Raw genomic sequence first — 23,186 nt, 5'->3', positions numbered from 1 at the left:
AAAGGCCATTAACAGGATGACTATCTTGAAACACTCTGCCGGGATGGCTCCTGCTGTTGCCAACCCGTATAAAGTGCAAACCAGAACAAACTGTCGAGATGGGGCATTGGCAGGGTGCCGCTGTTAATACCCAGATTTGGCCCTTTGGCTCTGGATGAGCGCCTGATTCCCAGATCGGTCAGGTTCTCTGTTTTTGGACCTAATTGGTCAGGGTTAAAGCTCTGATTCGGATGATCCGGATAAACCTCAACAGGAAAACGGCCTGATTTGATATCCTCTACATAGCGGAGTTTCGGGTCACACCAGTAACCACACTCAAGTGCAGCCCGGCTCAGCGACTCTGCCGGGAATGCCTGGCATATCCTTGCTTTCATGGCCTCCGTGTTCATTTTGTAGGCACTGGCAAACAGGTCAGCGGCAATTGTCACCAGCTCATCCTGCAACTGGTTCATTTGCACGGTGTTTTTGCAATCCAGACTGTCGGTGTCATGGCGCACCCTGAGCCAGTTAATCACCAGCCCGTAAAAAGCTTTCCCAAGCTCAGTGATCCGCAATTCGCCCTGTCTCTCACGATCAGTTATAAAGTAGAGCTTTGGCAAACCAAAGCTGTAGGAGGTATGTTCAGCAAATGAGCGGATATCAGCCCAGTCTCTCATCCCTACCGGAGCAGGTGCTACGTTTGGGTAATGCTGGGCATTCCACTCTCCCATCGTGCCGGGAACACCCTGAGCTCCAAAAAAGGCTGTTGGTACCCAGCATCTGCCATCAGCAGAATTATGGAATGAAGTTAGTGTATCCGGTGCCTGAAAATTGTGATGCCAGAGACGACCCGCGTCTCTGGCAAACAGTCTGAGGCCATCAAAGGATGCCTGCACCGAGAGACCGGCCTCGCCTCCGGTTTCATAAGGATAGTGATGATAAAGGTGGGTATTTTTTTCATCATCAAAGACTTGCAGCAGTGCCGAACCATCGGGCTCCAGGGCAATGGTTGCCAGGGTTTCTTCACGTAATCCACAGGCTTTGAACTTATTCAGGGCATCGGACAGACGATAGATGCCTCTTGGTTTCAGCAGAGCGCTTTCAAGGCCCAGCTTATCTTTATGGGTTCGAAAAAAATCCAGCTGTGGCTGCTCGCGGACAAAATCATGCCAGTCTTCTGTGGAGCAATGTTGCTGTTTCAGGAACTTGAAACGGCGATACCCCTGAGGTACGTCTTTGGATGGAAAAGCCAGGCTGCGACCGTAAGTTTCAATACACCTGCAGTTGACAAACTCTGCTTCCCAAAGCCCGGGAATTCGCGGAACCGTCTCTTTTGGGTGTTTGCTGTCAAATTCAGCAACCGCATGGCGAAAAGCCTGACAATAATATCTGTCAGGATCAGGTGCACACCCGCCACCAATCCCAAGGCCAATCAAATGCCATGGATAGAAACGTGTCCTCAAATGGATGAAGTCGTAGTTTCGTTCAATAAAGAGTGAATCGCGATCATCAGGTGTTGCTGACAGGTGCTCAAGTAGTTTTTTTTGCATGCCCACAGTGGCAGCCCGGAGCACCTGCGCAGAAAATTCAACCGGCAACCCGTTCTGATGTATTAGCCTCATTAATTCCAGTGTCTGCTGCTCATCCCTTAAAACGTCTGGGTGATGCTGAAAATAATTGATAACAGGCTGTAGTAACCTGGTTGCACCGGGCAAGGGTTTATGTAACAACTGTTTTTTGTGTGAATACTCAGCAGAACGTAAGCGGACGGCCTTAAAAGTAGATGACGGCAGAGATTTAAAGAGTTGCAGAAACTCAAAAAACCAGTTGACATTCAACGGGAATTTTCCGTCTAAATGATCCTGCATACAACCAATGAGGTGAGCAGAGGCGGTTATCTTGATCAGAGCGCTGCGCTGGGCTCTGGCCAGTTGACTGTCTTCCGCTTTGGAAATGGACACTGATGCTAACTGCTCGCGGTGATGTCGGTATAAAAGCAACAGCGGAGTTGCGCCGCTGTTGTCCCGTTGATTGGCCAGAGTCTCAGCGGGCAGATATTGAAACAACTGGTCATAGCGGGGGGTATAAGCTCTCAGACAGGAATAGCTGCATACCTGATCGAAAGAGCCCACGCTCTGCAGTGCTGTCACCATAAGGTGAAGAATATTCCCGCCATTATTAAACTCCCGATTAAGAATTGTCGGAGAGGAGACTGCCAGCAATCGCCTGAACAGTTCCCACTGGCCTAATATAAAGGTTGATACCAGAAGCTGTTCCCGTTCTTTATCATCCAGCTTTTTCAGTTCTTCCAGGATCAGTTTTTCATGCCTTTGTACATTCACTTCCAGCATAGAAAGCTGAGATATAAAGTACTCTGAATTCATTGCAGTGGTGATACTCTGGCAGAAATCCTCTGATGCTCCGGGGTTGCCATGCCTGATGCCCAGCGATTCGAAAATAGCTGTTATCAGATAGCTTGCTGAAAGATCGGAAAACTGTAGAGATGGATTAATTTTTGTGACTACTGGGCAGAACATTCTCGGCGTAAGCATAAGCTCTCTGGCAGCCTTCTTTATCTGCGTCCGGGTCAGGTATTTTTCCAATATTTCCATATAGCCCGGATCTGGCATAAAGATTATATTTTTGCCATCTTTGTCAAGAATTTTCAGTACTGCATCATGGTCTGTGTTATTCAGGAGTTGTTCTAATAATCGGGGGGGGATGTTTATTTTAAAATACATCGAGATGCCTTCAAGACCCAGCCCCAAATCTGCCAGCGTTTTCAGAACGGAAATATTTTCAGGAAATTCAGGTTCCCCGGTAAGGCAGTTGATCAGTTTTTGTAATGACTGCGGATAGAGCTTTTCATCCTCCCCGGGATGAATCGGACTCATCGTTTCAAGATCATGCCGGGCATCTTCTACCTTTTCTCGCAATAATTTATTACCAATTGGAATATCTATTTTGCCTATTGCACTTTGAACATGGGATATCCATTCACGATGCTGGTCAGCAGTAGTAGTGATCTGTCGCAGGTGCAAAGAGCGACTTGAGGGTCCGTTAGACCCTGCTGTACTTTTGCTCAAATCTGGAGTGGAAACAGGGCTGGAAAAATTTGTTTCCGGAGCGGTCCAACCGGACAAGTTTGAGGCGGTAGTATTGTTCATCCATGACAACATGATTTACTCCATCGATAACTTGAATTTTTTGTAACGTCTTGATTTTTAGACCTGCAAAGGTTGATTTGGTTCAAAAAATGGAAAATTATCCCCGGTCCGGGAGACTCTGCATGGTTAGACATTCTGGCCTGATGAAGCTTGAGAGCGCTTGAGACCTGACTGGCTGAAAAAAACATGGATGTGGTAGTCTTTGCCTTTATTAATCTTTATCAGACAGACAGGTTGTTAATGAGTGATTCTCTAGACCCCAATGAGCTGAACAAAGCCAAACTTAACCTGGAAACCGCAAGAATTGCCTGGGAAGATCTCCAGCGCTACTTTGCTTCCGGCCACCTTCTGGCGGTGGCTCCCGATCTGGATATCGTTGCCGTCGCTCATAGTATCTCCATTGATGATAAAGCGACGGTAGAAACCTGGTTGAATGACAGGAAACTGGGACCGGTCAGTGATGATCAGGCCAGAAACTGGCATGAGCAAAAAGCCGATTTATGGGCGGTAGTTGTGCGTCCTTGGGTGCTTGTTCAGGATAGAAACTGAATTCTATGCTGAAGATTTCCAATGCCGTTACCATTCCTTCGGATGAAATTGAGTTTAATTTTATCCGTGCCCAGGGGGCTGGGGGACAAAACGTTAATAAAGTCTCTTCAGCAGTCCATTTAAGGTTTGATATCAGAGCTTCTTCCCTTCCGGACTTTTATAAAGAACGGCTGCTGGCTTTCAGTGACCAGAGGATTACTTCCGAAGGTGTCATTGTTATTAAGGCGCAATCGTTCAGAACTCAGGAGAAAAATCGTGAAGATGCTCTGAATCGCTTACTGGGGCTGATTCAAAAAGCGACAGCGGTGACTAAAAAAAGAAAGGCAACCAAACCTACCCGTACTTCACAGAAAAAACGCATGGATCGAAAGCATCAGCGTGGCCAGACAAAAGCATTGAGAGGGCAGGTAAAGGGCTGGTGACGACAAACCGGGTGAAGTGCCCGACTCTGGCAGATTACAGATTCAGCAATACAGCTAGCAGCCTGTCGGACATAAGCGTCCGTAGCGAGGATTGCAAGAAATTGAGGATAAAAATCTCTGTTTCTGAGGAGAATAGCGAGCTATTTGACGAAGAAACAGGGATTTTTAGACCAATTTATTGCAACCGCACGACTGCATGGATGCAGGAGCTAGAGCAACGCAGGAGCAGTTGCCGCGTAGGACAGTCTTAAGTCCGACAGGCTGCTAGCAGAAGGGGTTGTTGCCGTCTGAGCCTTCAGGCTCAGAGCCTGAAGCAGGAATAGAGGAGCGATCATTCGAGCCAGAGAATGTTGTAACTTAATCATTTTCAGGACCCCATGGAAAAGTCTATAGCCAACTCGGTGCCGCGATGAACTGATACCCCAGAGCCGTGATCTTCTTTTCTTAACTGGATACCCTGTACTTTTAGAGGGTGTCGCAAAACTCCAACAGCTCGTTCCCATGCTCTGAGGTCGTCATTCCCGCGAAGGCGGGAATCCAGCGCCAACGGTGGGTCTCTGCCTTCTCGGGGATGACAAGGCCAGGGGAGCACCGGGCAGTACGGTTCTGGTGGTGAGTCAGTGTGGATTCCCGCCTTCGCGGGAATGACGAGAATGACGGGAGTCAACTCGTTCCCACGCTGGAGAGAGCTTTGCGACATGCTCTTTAGTGCGGGGTATCCAGTTGAGAAAAAACAGTGATAGTAGAAACAAAGCTTGAAATGTTGGAACTTTATCGCCATGAGATAACTCTAATGCAACTTGCCAGTGTGCTCGAAAAAATGAGTCACAGAGTTGAGGTGGGGAAACAGCTTGATTGGCACAGCGCCTACGTGGAGAAAGAGCAAGAGTCTCTCAGGCTGAATGAATTGAGACCTGATTTATTTAATTAATCCGGTCTTTTGATGAAATGACTTGCAATAAATCTGGCTCTCAATAGGATGTAGGCTCATGAGTATTGGAAACAAGAGACTCTCGGGTTAATGATAAAACGATTTGCTTCTTTTATGGCCATCATCATGGCCTTCAGCTTCGTCTTCAACGTACCAGTGGCCGATGCTAAAAAGTTTGGAGGAGGCAAGAGCTTTGGCCGTTCCTATAACACGGCTCCCGCTCCCAAACAGCCGGCTGCTGCACCTCAGCAGGGTGGCAAACAGACAGCCGCTCAAGGCTCCCGCAAGGGTATGCTGGGCGGGTTGTTGGGTGGCCTGCTGGCGGGTGGACTGATTGCCTCTCTGTTCGGCGGTGCTTTCACTGGTCTGCAGATGATGGATATTCTGATTATTGCTTTGCTGGCTTTTGTACTCTTCAAGGTGTTCCGCAGTATGAACCGTGCCAAAGCCATGGCAGCGGGTCATGGTGGTAATCATGCTCACTTCACCCCGGAACAGTCAGGGCAGAATCAGCCGTCCCCCTCATTAGATCGGCTGTTTGGTCAGAACAGGGAACAGCAGGAAGATAACTTCGGTCAGGCTGCCCAGACAACTCTGCCTCAAACCGGTTTTGGAGCCAGTGATGTCCCGATGAATCTGCCAGAAGGCTTTAACCTGAGTGTTTTTATGAATGGTGCCAGAGACCATTATCGCACGCTTCAGGAAGCCTGGAACAGGAACGATCTGGACACCATACGTGAGTATCTGGACCCTGAACTGTTTTTACAGTTAAAAGCGGAAAGAGCCATGCTGGATGGCGATCAGCATACCGAAGTGATGTTTGTAGACGCTGAGCTGGGCAGGGCTGATTACAACGACACTGTTGCTGAGATCAGCGTGCGCTTCACCGGTAAGTATCGTGATACCGTTGAGGGTGTTGAAGAAGATATTACCGATATCTGGCATCTGCAACGTAGCCTGAAAGAGCCCGATGCCCCCTGGCTGATTGTGGGTATTGAAGCCTGACGGAGCTTGAGGGAAAGGTGTATTGCCTTTCCCTGGCTGGGCTCTATGGTCGACGATCTTCATGTGATTTGCTGAAAACTTCTGGTAGCAATATCAAATGTGACGGTCACTGGCCCTTTATTGGTTTTAGTGACATTGACAGGGTCAACATTAAAAAAATCCCGTGCTTTATCGTCAGCATTAGGACCGCACAAATAGCTGGTTCCAGGCGTTTCTTGCACGAATTCTTTCCAGGTTTTTACTCTCTCGTTAGAAGCTTCAGCTTCTAAGCGGCTGACCGCCCCGAGTATATCTCGTAACTCTGGCCTGAATATATGATGCAAATCCATCGCGGAAATATACCAGGCTTTGTAGGCCCGACCCTGATCAGGAACATGAACAAGGAATAAACTATTAACAAGCCTGAGTGCTTGAACGTTTTTGTCCATATCAACCCATTCACGTTCATCCGAAAACAGTTTTAAAATTCCGCTTTTACTGCCTTCAAGATACTCGTCCAGCAGTTTTGAAAAATCATGATCACTGTCTTCAGATTCATCGTCTGAAGACTCAATAGAATATGAAGGCAATGGACTGGCTGCACCATGGGACGTTGGATTATCAAGGCCAGAGGTTTTTTGGGCGTCAACAGCAGCAGCTCTGACCGTTTCTGGCTGATCTGGCCCTGTTGTCGGTTTGCCAGAACCAGTAACCAATAAAGGTGGTTTAGTTGAATTAGATGGAATCATAAGTCACTCCGTGAATTGGCTTATTTAATTCGACAAGAAAAAACAGGGAAAGTTCGTAAACACGTTCTGTAAGCAGGAAAAGGACATGGCGAGAGGGTATAGCCTTGCATCCAGAAACCTCCGGCAGTCACCACGGTCAGCGGACGGTGTCGGGTTGGGGAGGTGTTTACAATAACAGTCTTGCTGAGATCAGCTTGCGTTTCAAAGGTATGTATCCTGATACCGCTGGTGAAGCCAGGGACTAGCAGCCTGTCGGACTTAAGCGCCCGCAGCGAGGATTGCGAGAAATTGAGGATAAAAATTTCTGCTTCTGAGGAGAATAGCGGGGCTATTTGACGAAGAGGCAGGAATTTGTAGACCAATTTATCGCAACCGCACGACTGCATGGATGCAGGAGCTAGAGCAACGCAGGAGCAGTTGCCGTGTAGGGCAGACTTAAGTCCGACAGGCTGCTAGCTGCTGGCTAGCCCCTGACCATTGACCATGACCTGTTCGTACTTTTGGGTCAATACCTGCATTTTCCTGAGAATGGATTCTGTGGTGACAGAGATGGCTGTAGGCATGTAGCGTCCCTGCTTATATTGCGTAAATCCTGACTTGGAAAAAAACCATTGGGCTTTAACCTTGGAGAGCAGCTTTCTGATTTCAGGGGTATTCACGGGAGACTGGTCGAGTTCATTCAGTGAGCTTTCAAACAGAGCCATGGATTCTTCAAAACCTTGCTCGTAGTCACTACCACCGACGCCCCAGGCCAGAGCCTGATAATACATGGCAATTCTCTGGCTGAGCGCGCGCTGTCGACCTGAAATATTGACCAGTCTGGCTTTGCTGGTGGCAGAGTGCTTTTCAATCAATGTAACCAGGTCATTGCTGCTGTTGAATACCGTCAGAGCCTTTTGAATGAGGTCGGCTGCAGCTTCTCTGTCGGGTTCTGACAGTGCCATTTTTTTGTAGGTTTCCCAGTCTTTCGCAACCACACTTAGCTGATGTTTAATGACTTCGTTGGGCGCATAATCTGATAAAGCCTGAAAGTTATTTTCAAACAGCGCAATGCTTTTATCGAGCTGCTCTCTGGCGTCTTCTGAGTTAATGTCGGCCCCGATCATCAGGTAGCTTTTAGCGACTCGCTGAGACAGCATCCGTTGCAAACCGGATGTGTTGACTGCTTCGGCATCGTTCAGGGAGGCTGTCGTTTCTCCTGAGTAAGCGATTAAATACGCCATAACAAAGCCCAAGTATTTATAACAGAGTAAAAGTGGGCGGACGTTGGGAAGTATTCTGAAAATTTGCACTGTTGTTGTTCGCTCTCTGCGCTATCCGGGGGCATCCTGATGAGTTTTTGGCTCAACAGGTTATGTTGCAAAGCTATCTGCAGAATATATGCCAGAGCTGAATAGTTATGGAGAGTGTTGGTTGAAGGATAAAAATCTAACCATACGAGAAATAACAAGTTCTGATTCACCCTCTTTCTGAGGGAATAGGCTCAAACCTCGAACTACCAGCACCAGGGCGATCAGTCCCCGTTTGTTGGCCGTTTCACCCGCAACCCTGTCTTTGACGTGGTAATGCATTTGCATTACCACGATAAGTGATGGTTAACACTCGGAGGTTTCATCATGAAAAATGTGTTCGTAGATCAATCCACCCTGACGGATCGTTATCAGACGACTATTCCGGCCTCGGTCAGAAAGGCGCTGGAATTAAACAAGCAGGAAAAGCTTCAGTATGAGATTCGCTCCGATGGCAGCGTCCTGCTTTCCAAGTGTCAGAGTGACGAAGTAGACCCTGTAGTAGCAGGCTTCCTGGATTTTCTTGAGCGGGATATGAAAAACCATCCCCGAACACTGAAGCCGCTTTCCCCGGAGCTTGCCCGAAATCTCAATGATCTGGTTGGGGAGATTGATATTGATCTCGATGAGCCACTTGGTGAGGATTGATCGGCAATGCCTTCCACCCGTAATGACTTTCATGGCTGGACAATTCTTGCCCACCCCATGTTTGTCGCACAACTCAAGAGCTTGGCTGTCGAGGTCAAAAAACTGAAACAACAGCATCCAGATTCCTTTCAAAAGAAAAACGCCACAAAACGACTGGCGGCAATCAACCAGTTGGCATTTAAACGGGTTCCAAGCAATCCCTCTGATCCTTCATACCGTCAAGGCTTGACGCTTGGAAAAGCCAGAAAGCACTGGTTTCGAGCTAAGTTTTTTCAACAGTACCGGCTGTTTTTCCGCTACGACGAAGCAGCCAGAATCATCATATATGCTTGGGTAAATGACGAAAAAACCAAACGTGCCTACGGTAGCAAGACCGATGCATATTCGGTGTTTGGGAAACTGGTGAATGCGGAAACGCCTCCTGACAGTTGGCAGGATCTCATGAATGAATACCAAGGCATTGAGGATCTGGATGAATTCTTTAAAAATCTCTAGCAGCCTGTCGGACTTAAGACTGTCCTACACGGCAACTGCTCCTGCGTTGCTCTAGCTCCTGCATCCATGCAGTCGTGCGGTTGCAATAAATTGGTCTAAAAATCCCTGTTTCTTCGTCAAATAGCTCGCTATTCTCCTCAGAAACAGAGATTTTTATCCTCAATTTCTTGCAATCCTCGCTACGGACGCTTAAGTCCGACAGGCTGCTAGTACATCATTTCAATGAAATTGATGGATAGAGCTTCTTCAGCGTTGTGATTTAGCTGCATTATTTGAGGCGACATCTTCCTTGAAAGTCACCGTTCAGTGCTCAACCGTATTTTCACCTTGTGGTTCAACCAACAAAGTCTGGTTGGGAGTACGAAGGACAGCCCACCAGATGATCATTCACCATCCCCATAGCTTGCATGTAGGCATAACAGATAGTACTGCCTACAAATGAAAAACCTCTTTTTTTCAGGTCTTTACTCATGGCATCGGATTCCGGGGTGGTGACGGGCACTTCAGACATTGTTTGCCATTGGTTCCGGATTGGAGTGTGATTCACAAAGGACCAGATATATTGCTTAAAGCTGCCAAACTCTTCCTGAATCTTCAGAAAAGCCCGGGCATTCTTGATAGCACTGTTCACTTTCAGCCGGTTTCTGACAATACCTTCATCCTGGAGCAGTCTTTCTGCATCTTGCCCGGTGAATTGGGCGACCGCAGCAGGATCAAAGCCTGCAAAGGCCCTGCGGTAGCCCTCCCGGCGTTTGAGTATGGTGATCCAGCTGAGACCTGCCTGGGCACCTTCCAGAATCAGAAATTCAAACAGCTTCCGATCGTCGTGACAGGGAATGCCCCACTCTTCATCATGATATCGAATGTAGTCCGGGTCTTCTGTGCACCAGGTGCATCGTTGATTTGTCAAAAGGATGACTCCCAAATGATTGCCGTGAAGAGTAAAATACTAGTGAACAGGTCAATGGCACTATTGAACTGTCGGCAGTGATTTTGGCTAAGCTGAAACAGTAGCAACTTCATGGAAGGAAGTCATGCCATCCAAAGCGTCATCATCCGGTTCAGTGTTGTCATCTGTACCTTCTCATTTGCCGGATGAGCCTTCATCAAAAAACACCGTTTCATCAGGCTTTCGAGATGTTTCTGTTGTGGATGGAGAAGAAGGATTAACGTTCTCGCAAGAGGGATGGCACACTGCACCTCAAAGTCTGGATTCCCGACACCCCAAAGTGGTCGATGCCCAGCCACTGATTCAGATTGATGATATACCTGCAACCCCGGAAGCCGCCTTTCCTGCCCCGCCAAAAATCAGATCAAGCGTGTTCGAGAGGCTGTTGGCTTCGGTCATAATCTGGGTGCTGGACTTCAAAAAAGTTCGCTCAAAAGTCAGCTTCCGCAGGGCAGCCGTCGTCAGACAACTGAACAAACAGTTGAAAAGGGTCAGGGACGCGATTCACAGCAAGCCTGAAAAGAAAACGCTTGATGAACGCCGGATTCTGAAAAAAAAGCAGATGCTGTTGCGTAAACAGAAAAAGCAGGCAAGAGTGGCCAGGGATTACGAGATTCGCAGTTACCTCAGGCTGTTGCGATCTCTCAAAGCTCTGCATAGAGGTGAGTTACAGGATCATACTGTTCATCTTGACGGACTCACACTGGGAGGTGGCAAAGCCAAATTGAGGCATGTTGAGTTAAGAGTCCACAAAGTGGAGCTTTTGGATTCGGACACGGGGCAGACCTACCCCAAAATTGCCTTGGATGTTAAGGGCTCTGTTAATGTTAATGTGCCCGGTCAGCCGCCTCTTAAAATGGATATCGAAATCAAGGATATGGATGCCAGTATTCAGGGCAGAGTGGCAGCAGGAATTAATGCCTATATCAGGGGAAAGGGGATTACAGGCTTTTTAAGGGCACTTCACCGTATTCGCAGGCAGAAAGGTACATTCTTCCAGCTCGACCGGACAGGGGTCTCCGTAGGAAAAATAAAGGCTTCTCTGGATGAACCGGACCCGGCAGCCCTGTTTGCATTTACAGGGGGGTTAAGTGTCGGGGTAAAAGAAAGCATCAGTATGCTGTTTTCTCTGCTCGAGCACCCATTTGATCTGACGGTTCATGATCTTGAGATAGCCAGAAAAGGTCTGCCTTTGCCACTGAGCAGGGTGGAAGGGCTTAAGGTGGTTAATGAGCTCAAGCCTGTTGAGTGCATACAGGGTGAAACGGAAAGAACGCTGGCCGTCAATGCGAATACCATGGAAGTGGATACAGGAGGGCTTTCGGATGTCCTGTATGGTGTTGCCCGTGAGAAAAAGCTCAAGCCTATGGATTTAATAACCTCTGACAAAGAGGAAGATTTTGACTGGATCTCTGAACTGGAAAAACAGTCCTCCGGCCTCAGGGTCAGAACCAGCGACCTTCATCTGCAGTTGAAGGTGCAGTTATCAAAAGAAGAAGTTCAAAATGGGTCTGGAAGTGTCGACCTGGAACTTGATGCAGGCCATCTGGAGCTAGAAAATAACGGAACAGCACAAGCGCACCTGGATCTGAATAAGGTTCATATGGAGGGTAAGCTGGCTGAGGATACAACAGGTTTTAGCAGTCGTGCAAAAACCTTTTCAGCCGGGCTGAGGCTCAATCAGAAGCTGGGAGCGGATTCTGGTAACAGTGTTAATTGTCATGCTGATGTCAGAGGTGAAGATTTAAAGCTTTCAAGGGCTCTGCATCAGGGGCAGGTTCAAACCGAAATTGAAACAAACCGGCTGACCGTTAATACCCATGGCCAGCCATCCTCGATTCATTGGCGAGATACCCGCATTGAGCTGCCCCAAAACCTGGGTGGGCAGGTACAGAAGCTCTCTGCTCATCTCAAAGACAGTGATAAAGGGGATGCTGAACTCAAGCTCAGTGTCGGTAAAACACACTTATCAGGTGAGGGGCAGGTGGCCGTCAAGACTCAGGCCAGCAAGTTTTCTGTTCCAGTCAGGGGCAATGTGACTGTAGATCAGTGTGAGGTCTCTAATGCGAAGTTCAAAGAAGGGGATTTAGGGCAATCTTTAGCGATTACGGAAGTCGCTCCCGGAAATATCAGTATCGATGGCGTCAGAGCCGGCTCTGTCAAGGTTGGAAACCTGACTACAAAACTGGATGAAGAAGGCACTGGATACGTTTATCTCAACGATGTTTTTTTGCGTGGTGATGACCTTATCAAGGATTTCGAGCAGCTTCCCCAAGCTATCCAACAAAACATACCCACAGGTTTCCTTAAGGGCAGAAAGCTGAAAGCTTCAGTTAAAGTAAAGGTAGAGAAGGGGCTGGTGGACCCAAAAACAGCCGAGTTTCTCTCCTTTGATCTGGATGAAAAGGACGTGGATAAATCCGCCTGGACACAATGGTCTTCATGGGATCAATGGTTCAGAAGTGGTCTTATCGGAGCAGCCGGTTGGGCTTCGTTCAAGGGGATAAATGTGGCCGACGGACAGCTCTGTATTTCACTGGGTATTGGTCCATTGAGCTACCCCATCCCGATCATGAAAGCACCGCAAGAGGCTGTTCGGGGCGAAAAGCTCTCTCTTCCGGTTTTGCTGCATTATTATACCGGTGTCTGTTGGGGCAATGTTTTAACAGACGACAAAGATTTTATACATAAGATCAATACGGGCGACCTGCAGGCTCTCTCAACACTGGAGAGCTATTGTCGGCAGGTCGGATCTGATCGGGCTGAGCGTCTGCTGAAAGCGTTGCAGCTTCAACCCTGGATAGAGAGGTCGAAGGGCGGGGATCAACTGTCCTTCAGCTATCTGAAAACATTAGCCGGATTACTTTTTCAGTATCCGGGCACAGCCGGTCGGGGCATCCTGTTATTCAGGAGCCTTCAGTGGCCTGTCACTCCGCCTCTGGCCGAAGCCATGCTGAAACAGCCCTACCGTTCACAGATTGATCCTGTAGCTCTGGCTCTCTCCGCTTCGCAGGCAGGGCTGATCAAAGAAGCTTATGAAGTGTTGGCAGAAGCACTTAAGAAGAAGCCGGAAGATCCCAGTCTGAATTACTATACAAGTGTCGTTTTAAGAGACTGGCTCCATGCCATCAGGCCGGATCAGATGGGCGAGGACGAGAAAGAGTATCGGATTATTGAATCGGCCCGCAGATTATCGCTTGCTGCCAGGAAAAAATACCCTGCAGCGATAGCGCTTCAAAAGCAACTCTGTGAAGAGCGGGAGCCTTATGCGTTGCTGGCTGAAGCAGGTGATTTGCTGACCCATGTTCATAAACCTTCTGCTTTCTACAAAGCCCTGAACCAGCTTGAGGAAATGGCTACACAGGGACAGGGAGTCAAAGGGAGAGTAGCAAAAACTATTCTGGCTAACAGAATAGAAAACGGTCGGAAGATTTTCATACATCCTGCTGCGGGGGTCGAAAAGAGTATTCATGCTCTGGAAAAGCGAATGAAACACAAAGGATTACACGATGCCACACCGGATGAACTCTACCAGCACGGTATACGCAACCTTTACGGTGTTGAAGGTAAGGTTTCCAACCCGGCCAGAGCGGTTCAGTTGTTGCAACAGGCGGTCAAAGAGGGGGAAAACAGGGCACTGCTTCACCTTGAGCTGGCAGAGTCAGTTCTTTCCAATAGGGCGTCTGAGTAGAGAAATGTTCTTAACGAACCTCCTGAAGCCTGCAGGACTTAAGGCCGTCCTGTACCGCAGCTGCCCCTGCCTTGCTCTGGCTCATTGGCCAGTGGTCTTCTCTGGTCCAGCAGGCTAAGCTCTCTCAGTCCAGAGGACTGCATATGCCCGAACGGAGGTTCAGAAACCTATGGTCGTTTACTTTAAAGGCGCTTGCCATACTGGCTGTCGATTCTCTCCAATGCAGGCAATGGTCATGAATGACTTGTGAGTGTCCAAACCGGCGATAGGCTGCTACCTTTGCGCATCACGTCTGATCATTCTGGTTTGCCCTGTGCGGCAAAACCATTATTGCGGCTCTGCATTAGCGGCAGTCATGATGACTATACCTAAACTCAATGTCGTTTATATCAAGCAGTGGGGCTGCAGAGATGAATCTTCTCGTGAAAGCATTGATACTACTGACTTTTCTCTCTGGCAGTGGCAAATCTGATGAAATAAAAGGCACAATGGAAATAACAGCATTGGTAATTTCAGGCACTTTACCTTTTGCTCTGAATTATTCTGACGTATACAGTATTGCTCAACTGATACAGAGATTTATTTTTGTAAACATACCAAGGAAAGTTGCCGCTAATATGGGGGATCATAGTAGCCAAGAGCAAATTTTGCATGAACGCGTAAACTTAATTTTCCGTAGGGTTGATAAAACAGAATCAGGTAATCAACAGGACAACCTAGCACACTGTTCTCAGGCTTTTTCATCTGAGAATCATGGTGCACCTTTATTTTCCGGGGCTTCATCTTCATCTATTGTAACGTTATTAGAAGAGCAAAGTTCTCCTGCCGAGGCAGCAGCAAAAGAAGTCGTTACTAATACAGCGACTTTTTATTTTAATGTTCCCTTTAGTGCTTGTTTAAACATTGACGGAGCACCTTTAATCTCTATTGCAGAAAATTTTGATGAGATTTATGAAGAATTACAAAAACAACTGATTGATGATGTTGATTGAGCTGAAACAGGCGTAAAGAGCCTTTAGAAAAAGCTCTTCAGAGAAAATGCTCCATACAGATTCATCCTGATGTTATATTGAGAATCATTTCAGCTGATTTCGATTCACAAAAACCTGAAACTCAATTGTTGAATAACCTTGGGCTTTGACTCTCTAATGCCCTTAGGACGGCCCTTTCATTCTGCTGGCCACCATTTAGGTCGATCGAGCTGTCGTCAGTCTCTACGGTGCATTACAGGCGGGTTCAGTAGTTCTTGACGGGAAAAAAAGAACTGTCCGTTTTCAGGATAGACAGGTATTCTTTCAGTTCATTCATTCCAGAGATTGTCAATTCATGAACATTACCGACAAAAAAGTCGCGCTGATCCACTACACCCTGAAAAATGCCAGGGGTGAAGTTCTGGACAGTTCTGAAGGTCATGACCCTCTGGCCTACCTGCACGGTGCGGGTAACATTGTCGCCGGTCTGGAAAGTGCTCTGGAAGGTAAAGCGGCGGGTGACAAGCTGGAAGTCTCTGTGGAAGCCGCTGAAGCCTATGGCGAATACGATGAGAGCCTGGTGCAACCCATTCCCCGTTCACAGTTCGGAGACCACGACGTAGAAGTGGGTATGCAGTTCCATGCTGATACCGCTATCGGTCCACGCATTGTCACAATTACGGCCATCGAAGGCGATGAAGTTGTGATTGATGCTAACCATCAGCTGGCAGGGGAAGACCTGAACTTTGCTGTTGAGGTGGTAGAAGTTCGTGACGCAACGGAAGAAGAGCTGGATCATGGTCATGTACATGGACCCGGTGGTCACGAGCATTGAGTCAGCCATAAAAAAGCCGGGTGAATAGCCCGGTTTTTTTATGACGGTAAAAAACATTAGCTTCTTTTGAACAAGATCTTGTATTTTCTGAAAGTTCCCTCTGGCAATTTGGTCAAAAAGACACCGATCATCAGGAACAGAGTCAGGAACAGAGACTCATGGCTGAGCATTGTTCCGTTCAGCAGGCTGTCCAGGCAGAGCGCAATCACCGGAAAGATCAGAAAACAGATGGAAGCCTGGAATGGGCTGGCCAGTTTGTTTAACTGGAAGTAAGCCATAATACCGCCAATCCCTGCTATGGACCCCAGATAGATCACTGCACCGAGTGAGAGCGCCGAGAAGCTGTTTATATCAGGCGTTTCCATGAAGTAACCCGTAATCATCAACAGTACCGCTGCCAACAGACAGGGGAGGGCGTTGTAGGTCAGAACATGAACACCCTCGCAACGAGTCTGGACACTGGTGTAAATCAGGGCATGCATAAGCACAGCGACGACCAGTGCAACCACGCCCATAAGGCTGCCGTTGCTGTTGACCGACATTTCGTTACCAATAATGGTGACCAGACTGCCCAGGGCTATGACCAGCCCCGCCAGCTGGTGCATAGCCACCTTATGGCGCTGGAGCAGTACCGAAAAGATCAGAACCACAACTGGCATATTGGCGAAGATGATAGACGCCAGTCCCGATGAAATATACTGTTCGCCAAAAATCATCAGGGTAAAGGGGATGGCAAAGTAAAACAGACTGATCAGGAAAAACTCCGGACTCTTATTCTTTGGGAACCAGGTCGTAACACCTTTCAATCTCGCCAGCAGAATAATCAGGGGGGCTGCAACGGCAAAACGAATGCCGGTAGCGGTAATCGGCGGAATGGTAGCAACAGCCAGTTCCATAGCCAGCCATGTTGTCCCCCAAATGAAGCAGACAGTAACAAATAAAAGGCTGACCCGGGTCTTTGTGCTCATGCCAACATCCTCGTAATACGTTCAATGGCTGGAAAACAGTTTTTGCTAATTATTACCTATGATGAAAAGTTTAAATGACAGAGCTGGAAAAATGTTGTCAAAGTTGTCATGATTTAAAAAGTTTTGGGAAAAATAATTCTCTATTATGCTTGATAAAAAGGATAAACTGATTCTTGACTGCCTTCAGCGGGATGCATCCATTCCAGTGGCTGATATTGCCGACAAGGTAGGGTTAACCGTCTCACCCTGCTGGAAGCGGTTAAAAAGGTTGGAAGAAGAGGGCTATATCACTCAGCGGGTAGCCCTGCTGGACAGTGAAAAGCTGGGTTTACACCTCACTGCTTTTGTGAATATCAAAACCCAAAATCACAGCAATGAATGGTATGAGGCTTTTGTCTCGGAAGTTAGTGATTTTGCTGAAGTGATTGAGTTCTTCCGGATGGCAGGAGAGTTCGACTACATGATGAAAGTGCTGGTCAGGGATATGGCAGCCTTTGATGTATTCTATAAGCGACTGGTAAACAGTGTGTCCGGACTCAGCGAAGTGACCTCTTCCTTTGCTATGGAGAAGCTGAAAAATACCACTTACCTGCCATTGGGTTGATCATGAGACTCATCGAAATCATGTACTAGTACATAACTCCAGTTTCTTTGTCCTGCAGCAATGCCGGAATTTTCCATTCTGGCATTCTTCTCCCTGATTCAGATCAGGGTGACCTATGCCAGCTCAATACCGTATCCGCCTGTCCATAGACGAACAGCAGCAATTAAAAGACCTCATTCACCAGACCAAGGTGGCCAAGCATAAACGTATTCATGCCCAGATCCTCCTGTGTCTCGATGAAAACGGGCCAAAACTGACGGAGCTCCAGACCAGCCAAACCTGTGGTGTTTCAACGAAAACGGTTCAGAGAACACGCAAACGCTGTGTACTTGAAGGGCTGGATATTGCTGTTAATAGCAAGTTCAATGGCATTGCCCGCCCAAGAAAACTCCAGGGGGGAGCAGCAGGCGGCATTGACAGCTCTGGCTTGCTCAACACCACCAGAAGGTCATAGCCGCTGGACGCTACAGCTTCTCGCTGACCGTATGGTTGAGTTGGAGCATGTCAATTCCATCTCGCATCAAACCATTGGCCGAGAGTTAAAAAAAACGAGTTGAAGCCTTGGCAGAAAAAGGAGTGGTGTATTCCAAAAAAAGCAAACGCAGAATTTGTTTGCGCTATGGAACGTGTTTTGGATGTTTATCAACAACCACATGATCCGAATCGACCACTGATCTGTATGGATGAGAGCAGTAAGCAGCATACTTTGGAGGTCAGGACTCCACTCCCTATGAAGCCTGGCCAACCCCTAAAATATGACAATGAGTATGAGCGCAATGGTGTGAGTTCTCTCTTCATGTTTTTTGCGCCACTGGAAGGTTGGCGACATATCGAGGTGACTGATAGCCGAACTGCCTGCGACTGGGCTCACCAGATCAAACAGCTGGTTGATGTTCACTTCCCAAAAGCTGATGTCATCCGTCTTGTCATGGATAACCTGAACACACATACACCTGCATCTCTTTATAAAGCCTTTGAACCAGGAGAGGCTCATCGGTTGGCCAGTAAGTTGGAAATCATCTATACACCCAAGCATGGAAGCTGGCTCAACATGGCAGAGATTGAATTGAGTATTCTCAGTCGTCAGTGTTTAAGTAGACGCATACCCGATCAGGCCGCACTGAAATCAGAGATTGAAGCGTGGGAGTCCCAGCGTAATGGTGTAGAAAGCAAAATGGAATGGCGATTTACGACCGAGGATGCTCGGGTAAAACTCAAGAAGCTTTACCCGACGATCAAATCGGAGTGATGTACTAGACTGGATTCACCCTCATATCTTTTGTTGTTCCGGTTGTATGCGACACATCACTTCTCCGTTAGCGGGTTGTCTGCTGGCGGCTTCTGTTCTGGCGGGGCGGCATTATTTTCCCGACTATTTTCAGGCAATCATCCGATTTGAATCGGCATTGCTGTTTCTGAGTGGGCTGATTGCCGGCATTCGATTACCGGATATTGATCTGGCTTTACCGGGGCTGAGTCACCGTTCAGGAATGACTCATTCGTGCCTTCTGGCGATATTGCCCTTGATGTTTGATCTACCCTTCGTTGCAGGTGGTCTGGCGATGGGGATTGCGCTGCATTTGTCATCCGACATACAGCCTAAAACATGGACAGGCGGAGCGTTGATCAAGTTTCCAATACTGGGCAGTATCGGGATGCTCTCGCCACTCTGGATTTTGTTCAATATTGTGGGTTGTTTTGTGGTGCTGTTCCACACCATGGCGCAGGAGCATGAGGCTGGCCGATGGGCCATTCTGGTTGTGATGCTGTTGGGAGGTGGCTGGTATTTCTTAAGTGAGGAGAAAAAGCGGCTTCTTCCGTTGATAACACTGGCCTTCTGTATGTTGCTGGTGCACCAGTATAATAAGGGCCAGCTCAATGTTGAGATAGTGATTCGATATTTTTCTTGAAGGTAGCTAACTTCGCCTCTCAGGTGAGCCAATGACAAGCATAAATCAATCACTTGATTTTGAGTCATCAAGCTTTCGTTTCCGATGTTGACTTTTGTGATCCGTCAGGGCTTTCGCGTTTGGCAGGATCTTCTGGCACTCAGGGCAAGTTTGCACTCCGGTGTGATCTTTGCTTTTGTGAACCCACAGGGCTTGAGCGCTTGGCAGGGTCTTCTGGCACTTGGGGCAGGTTTGCACTCCGGTGTGATAACGCCTTTTGTGATTCGACAGGGCTTTTGCATTTGGTAGCGTCTTCTGGCACTTAGGGCAGGTTTGCACTCCAGTATGACATTGCCTTTTGTGATGCGACAGGGCTTGAGCATTTGGCAGGGTCTTCTGGCATTCAGGGCAGGGTTGCACTCCGCTGTGATCTTTTCTTTTGTGATCCAACAGGGCTTGAGCGTTTCGCAGGGGCTTCTGGCACTCAGGGCAGGTTCGCACTCCGCTGTGATCTTTTCTTTTATGATCCGACAGGGCTCTCGCGTTTGGCAGGGTCTTCTGGCACTCAGGGCAGGTTTGCACTCCGGTGTGATCTTTTCTTTTGTGATCCGACAGGGCTCTCGTGTTTGGCAGGGTCTTCTGACACTGAGGGCAGGTTTGCACTCCGGTGTGATAGTGATTTTTGTGATCCGAGAGGGATTGAGCGTTTGGCAGGGTCCTCTGGCACTGAGGGCAGGTTTGCACTCCGGTGTGATCTTTTCTTTTGTGAACCGACAGGGCTTTCGCGTTTGGCAGGGTCTTTTGGCACTTGGGGCAGGTTTTCACTCCGCTGTGATTTTTTTTTCTGTGATCCCACAGGGCTTGAGCGTTGCGCAAGGTCTTTAGGCATTCAGAACAGGTTTTCTCTCCAGTATGATATTGCCTTTTGTGACTCAACAGGGCCTTCGCGTTTGACAGGCTCTTCTGGCACTCAGGACAGGTTTGAGCTTCGATGTGATCTTTCCTTTTGTGATTCGACAGGGCTTTCGCGTTGGGCAGGGTCTTAGCCACTTTACCTTCTTGAGAATGTCGGTCATCGTTCTGGTCCACAACATCATACTTGCGTTTTCGATGCGATTGTTTGTGATTCCCCAGCGTTCGGGAATTCTTGCCGACCATCCCACATGGCCGCTGTTGGCCATCCGCTCCGACCAGGGTTGCGTCGCAGGTTTTTTGTCTGGTTTTGTCGTCTTTCCGGGCTTGTAATCTGCTTCTCTGGGTAAGTGCAATGGAAATCTCGATCGCTTCGGGGGGACTTGGGACAGTGAACGAGTCATTAATGACAGCAAAACCATTAGCGGTGTTAGACAGGCCAGAAGCACCTTGGGGCTGAATGCCCGGATCGGCCAGTGTTTCGAAAGGCTCATTGTGTTGGGGGAGTAAGGTCTCTGGAGAGTCAAGATGACCCATACAAATAAAGCAGTCGTCATCGGCTAAATGGGAGTATGAGCCTTGTTCGTGTGTTGCTTCTGTCTGGTCTGTCCAACTCTCTTCAAAATTCAGCAGCCATTGCGCTGGCTCGGTGCTGTCGGGTGATGGTTGCAGTTGACAAACGCCATGGCAGGGAGAGGTATAACAGTTTAAATCCAAAGTATGCAGGTGTTGTTGAGGGCCTCCGTTACCGCCGTCATAATCAGTGTTCAGCGGGCTGGTGAAAGAGCCCCCGGAGTGGCTGGTGACTCCAAGAAAATCTCTTCCCGACGGCTCGGCCTGAAAGACGACAGACAACGACAGTAATAGCAGTGCTGTTAAGAGTAAGTATTTAATAATTCTATCCTTGCTCTGGTTTACAGATAGGAAGGATAGATCAAGAAAATAAGTGTGTTTTTAAAAGGGCCGTTGAGCATACCTTAACGCAGGGGCATGATGCAGATCGATGGGCCATTCTGGTTGTGATGTTGTTGGGAGATGGCTGGTATTTCTTATGAGCACGGAGATTTGAGCCTTAAGACAAGGCGGCTTAGCTATGGCGACGATCACCAAGGCAGGATTAAGGCTCAAATCTACAGCGCAATAGGGAGTTAGAAAGTTCGATTGATATTAAGTACTCAACCATACGAAATCATATTTTCTGACTCATTGTTCAGGCACTCGCGGCAACCGCTCCTGCGTTGCTCTAGCTCCTGCATCCATGCAGTCGTGCGGTTGCAATAAATTGGTCTAAAAATCCCTGTTTCTTCGTCAAATAGCTCGCTATTCTCCTCAGAAACAGAGATTTTTATCCTCAATTTCTTGCAATCCTCGCTACGTACGCTTAAGTCCGACAGGCTGCTAGCTCCTGCATCCATGCAGTCGTGCTGCGTTGCAACTCTGGTCACATAGCTTGCTATGTTCCCGTCGTTGCGCCTTGCAGAGCACCTGCCCAATAAGCCAGAAATATTCGATTCCGTATGGCTGAGTACTTATTGCTTTCCGGCTGTCAGAGTTCGTTGCCGTTCACGAAAAGCCTGTTTGGCTTTTCTTCGATTCAAAACCGTATTGCCGACTTCACCTCCGAGGTGAGCTTCTCCGCGTCGTCTTGCCAGCTGAATCTGGTGTTCACGTTCACGGAAACGTTGCTTCTGATCGGGTGTGTGCCTGTCATAGCAGTGAGGGCAACTGACGCCCTGTTCGAAGTGTTCGCTGAGCTGATCTTGCACGGTTATAGGAAGACGACAAGCGTTGCATTGATCGTACTGACCTTTTTCAAGCTGATGATTGACGGTGACGCGATCATCAAAAACAAAGCATTCGCCTTCCCAGGTGGATTCTTCCTGAGGTATTTCTTCAAGGTATTTGAGAATCCCGCCTTTCAGGTGGTAGACCTCTTCGAAACCCTGTTCTTTCAGATAGGCCGTCGACTTTTCGCAGCGAATGCCACCGGTGCAGAACATGGCAACTTTCTTGTGTTGCCCGGGGTTGAGGTGATCCCTGACGTACTGAGGAAACTCCCTGAAGGTTTCGGTGTTGGGATTGATCGCATTTTTGAAGGTGCCTACCTGGACTTCATAATCGTTGCGTGTATCGACTACCAGAACCTCCGGGTCATTGATCAAATCGTTCCATGACTTGGCATCGACATAAGTCCCGACCACATGGTTGGGGTCAATACCTTCCACACCCATGGTGACGATCTCTTTCTTGAGTTTGACTTTGGTGCGTTTGAAAGGCATCGCTTCAGTGTAAGATAACTTATACTCAAGTTCAGCGAGACGGGGGTCGCTTTTCAGCCAGACCAGGAGCTGGTCTATGGCATTTCGGGTACCGGCAACGGTGCCATTAATACCTTCCCGGGCAAGTAGCAGAGTGCCATGAACGCCATGGTCCTCCATGACTTTCAGAAGCTCAGGCTTAATGGATTCAAAGTTATCCAGGTTGACAAATTTATAGAGTGCACAAACGACGATTGACATAAAGGGTCCTATTGCTGGCCGGAGCGTAAATCCGGTGCAGTGTCTCATAGCCTCCTTCAGGCGATAGAAGGCTAACTTTCTGGTCAGGAATCAGACCGGCCGTAAGCATAGCAAAGAGCAAGCACTGGCTGCCAGTACAGCTAATACTCGTAGGCGATCTCTATCGGTCTGTCTTGTTTTTTAAACGGATAGACAGGCTGGGCTAGCTCTTCAACCAGACATCTTTAGCCCAGTGCCAGACCGAAGGCCAGGTGACTTCCGAGAGGTCGCCTTCTGTCCAAAGGCCTACTTCACCCTCCGCAGACACGCAATAAAAGTTGCCATTATGCTCACAGAGCGGCAGTAGATCTCTGGGTACTCCCTGGTCCCAGGCGATGGCCGCAACTTCAGGCAGGTAAGTGTGAGAGTAAGGGTCTTTAATGGTAACGGGTTCCATGGAGCCGTAAACAACGTCACTGACTTGCAGCAGAAACTCCCGGAAGTCGGAAGGAATCGGAATCAGCAGCTGCTCTTCAGCTTCGATAATCTCATCTTCGTCAGGAAGCTCCAGTGGTGTGGGTACCTCGACGGCACCTTCCCGGAGTTCATCAATGACATCTTCCATAGCGATAACCTGTGACTGGGGCTGTGGCGGT

At 48.3% G+C, this 23,186-nt stretch carries 20 protein-coding genes and 1 pseudogene; 11 read left to right on the top strand and 10 right to left on the bottom strand.

Annotation, left to right across the window (positions count from 1 at the left end; genetic code table 11):
- Positions 1-20 precede the first annotated feature (20 nt).
- On the bottom strand, positions 21-3,158 hold the full coding sequence (locus tag P6910_RS18855; protein WP_317142793.1) for a hypothetical protein: 3,138 nt from the start codon (positions 3,156-3,158) through the stop codon (positions 21-23).
- Positions 3,159-3,332: 174 nt separating this feature from the next.
- Between P6910_RS18855 and P6910_RS18850 the strand changes: the two genes are divergently transcribed.
- Together P6910_RS18850 and arfB are read left to right on the top strand one after the other, a co-directional pair.
- Positions 3,333-3,695 carry a DUF2288 domain-containing protein gene (locus P6910_RS18850; RefSeq protein ID WP_317142792.1) on the top strand — a complete coding sequence of 121 codons (363 nt, stop codon included), beginning with the start codon at positions 3,333-3,335 and terminating at the stop codon, positions 3,693-3,695.
- 5 nt (positions 3,696-3,700) lie between these two features.
- Entirely contained in the window at positions 3,701-4,117 is a 417-nt protein-coding gene (gene arfB / locus P6910_RS18845; RefSeq protein ID WP_317142791.1) for an alternative ribosome rescue aminoacyl-tRNA hydrolase ArfB, read from the top strand.
- Between the two features lie 209 nt (positions 4,118-4,326).
- On the opposite strand, the gene P6910_RS18840 is transcribed toward arfB, so the two are convergent.
- Positions 4,327-4,482 carry a hypothetical protein gene (locus tag P6910_RS18840; RefSeq protein WP_317142790.1) on the bottom strand — a complete coding sequence of 52 codons (156 nt, stop codon included), beginning with the start codon at positions 4,480-4,482 and terminating at the stop codon, positions 4,327-4,329.
- A gap of 2 nt (positions 4,483-4,484) precedes the next feature.
- Positions 4,485-4,817 (bottom strand): hypothetical protein, encoded by a 333-nt coding sequence (locus P6910_RS18835; protein ID WP_317142789.1) that lies wholly within the window; start codon positions 4,815-4,817, stop codon positions 4,485-4,487.
- Between the two features lie 321 nt (positions 4,818-5,138).
- Here P6910_RS18835 and P6910_RS18830 point away from each other — a divergent pair, with 321 nt between their 5' ends.
- A complete protein-coding gene (locus P6910_RS18830) occupies positions 5,139-6,053 on the top strand; it encodes a Tim44 domain-containing protein (protein ID WP_317142788.1) in 915 nt (304 codons plus the stop codon).
- Between the two features lie 59 nt (positions 6,054-6,112).
- Here the strand turns inward: P6910_RS18830 and P6910_RS18825 are convergent, their stop codons facing one another.
- Both P6910_RS18825 and P6910_RS18820 read right to left on the bottom strand, forming a co-directional pair.
- The gene (locus P6910_RS18825; protein WP_317142787.1) at positions 6,113-6,781 is read right to left on the bottom strand and encodes a hypothetical protein; all 669 of its coding nucleotides are present in this window, start codon (positions 6,779-6,781) and stop codon (positions 6,113-6,115) included.
- Between the two features lie 452 nt (positions 6,782-7,233).
- Positions 7,234-8,004: a type IV pili methyl-accepting chemotaxis transducer N-terminal domain-containing protein gene (locus tag P6910_RS18820; RefSeq protein WP_317142786.1), complete on the bottom strand. Its 771-nt coding sequence runs from the start codon at positions 8,002-8,004 to the stop codon at positions 7,234-7,236.
- Between the two features lie 393 nt (positions 8,005-8,397).
- On the opposite strand from P6910_RS18820, the gene P6910_RS18815 reads away from it, so the two are divergent.
- Positions 8,398-8,718, top strand: a complete 321-nt coding sequence (locus P6910_RS18815) for a type II toxin-antitoxin system PrlF family antitoxin (protein WP_317142785.1) — start codon at positions 8,398-8,400, stop codon at positions 8,716-8,718.
- Between the two features lie 6 nt (positions 8,719-8,724).
- The gene (locus tag P6910_RS18810; protein WP_317142784.1) at positions 8,725-9,213 is read left to right on the top strand and encodes a type II toxin-antitoxin system YhaV family toxin; all 489 of its coding nucleotides are present in this window, start codon (positions 8,725-8,727) and stop codon (positions 9,211-9,213) included.
- A 334-nt stretch (positions 9,214-9,547) separates the two neighbouring features.
- On the opposite strand, the gene P6910_RS18805 is transcribed toward P6910_RS18810, so the two are convergent.
- Positions 9,548-10,123, bottom strand: a complete 576-nt coding sequence (locus P6910_RS18805; protein WP_317142783.1) for a DNA-3-methyladenine glycosylase I — start codon at positions 10,121-10,123, stop codon at positions 9,548-9,550.
- 124 nt (positions 10,124-10,247) lie between these two features.
- Between P6910_RS18805 and P6910_RS18800 the strand changes: the two genes are divergently transcribed.
- The 3 genes from P6910_RS18800 to P6910_RS18790 all read left to right on the top strand — a co-directional run bounded on the left by P6910_RS18800 (position 10,248) and on the right by P6910_RS18790 (position 15,659).
- Positions 10,248-13,853: a hypothetical protein gene (locus P6910_RS18800; protein ID WP_317142782.1), complete on the top strand. Its 3,606-nt coding sequence runs from the start codon at positions 10,248-10,250 to the stop codon at positions 13,851-13,853.
- A gap of 422 nt (positions 13,854-14,275) precedes the next feature.
- Positions 14,276-14,845 (top strand): hypothetical protein, encoded by a 570-nt coding sequence (locus P6910_RS18795; RefSeq protein WP_317142781.1) that lies wholly within the window; start codon positions 14,276-14,278, stop codon positions 14,843-14,845.
- A 334-nt stretch (positions 14,846-15,179) separates the two neighbouring features.
- Positions 15,180-15,659, top strand: a complete 480-nt coding sequence (locus tag P6910_RS18790; RefSeq protein WP_317142780.1) for a peptidylprolyl isomerase — start codon at positions 15,180-15,182, stop codon at positions 15,657-15,659.
- Positions 15,660-15,715: 56 nt separating this feature from the next.
- On the opposite strand, the gene P6910_RS18785 is transcribed toward P6910_RS18790, so the two are convergent.
- Positions 15,716-16,627: a DMT family transporter gene (locus tag P6910_RS18785; RefSeq protein ID WP_317142779.1), complete on the bottom strand. Its 912-nt coding sequence runs from the start codon at positions 16,625-16,627 to the stop codon at positions 15,716-15,718.
- A 145-nt stretch (positions 16,628-16,772) separates the two neighbouring features.
- On the opposite strand from P6910_RS18785, the gene P6910_RS18780 reads away from it, so the two are divergent.
- The 3 genes and pseudogenes from P6910_RS18780 (at position 16,773) to P6910_RS18770 (ending at position 19,141) form a co-directional block, all read left to right on the top strand.
- Positions 16,773-17,231: an Lrp/AsnC family transcriptional regulator gene (locus P6910_RS18780; RefSeq protein WP_317142778.1), complete on the top strand. Its 459-nt coding sequence runs from the start codon at positions 16,773-16,775 to the stop codon at positions 17,229-17,231.
- Positions 17,232-17,346: 115 nt separating this feature from the next.
- Positions 17,347-18,480: pseudogene (locus tag P6910_RS18775) on the top strand (IS630 family transposase).
- Positions 18,481-18,526: 46 nt separating this feature from the next.
- Positions 18,527-19,141 (top strand): hypothetical protein, encoded by a 615-nt coding sequence (locus tag P6910_RS18770; protein WP_317142777.1) that lies wholly within the window; start codon positions 18,527-18,529, stop codon positions 19,139-19,141.
- A 45-nt stretch (positions 19,142-19,186) separates the two neighbouring features.
- On the opposite strand, the gene P6910_RS18765 is transcribed toward P6910_RS18770, so the two are convergent.
- From P6910_RS18765 to P6910_RS18755, 3 genes are all read right to left on the bottom strand, one after another.
- The gene (locus tag P6910_RS18765) at positions 19,187-20,887 is read right to left on the bottom strand and encodes a C2H2-type zinc finger protein (RefSeq protein ID WP_317142776.1); all 1,701 of its coding nucleotides are present in this window, start codon (positions 20,885-20,887) and stop codon (positions 19,187-19,189) included.
- A 674-nt stretch (positions 20,888-21,561) separates the two neighbouring features.
- Positions 21,562-22,551: a rhodanese-related sulfurtransferase gene (locus P6910_RS18760; RefSeq protein WP_317142775.1), complete on the bottom strand. Its 990-nt coding sequence runs from the start codon at positions 22,549-22,551 to the stop codon at positions 21,562-21,564.
- 202 nt (positions 22,552-22,753) lie between these two features.
- Positions 22,754-23,155 carry an SMI1/KNR4 family protein gene (locus P6910_RS18755; protein WP_317142774.1) on the bottom strand — a complete coding sequence of 134 codons (402 nt, stop codon included), beginning with the start codon at positions 23,153-23,155 and terminating at the stop codon, positions 22,754-22,756.
- Positions 23,156-23,186 lie beyond the last annotated feature (31 nt).

This window comes from Endozoicomonas sp. 8E (assembly GCF_032883915.1).
GTDB lineage: Bacteria > Pseudomonadota > Gammaproteobacteria > Pseudomonadales > Endozoicomonadaceae > Endozoicomonas_A.
Note: the sequence above shows the minus strand (reverse complement) of the source record. Positions and strands in the feature narration are given on the sequence as shown.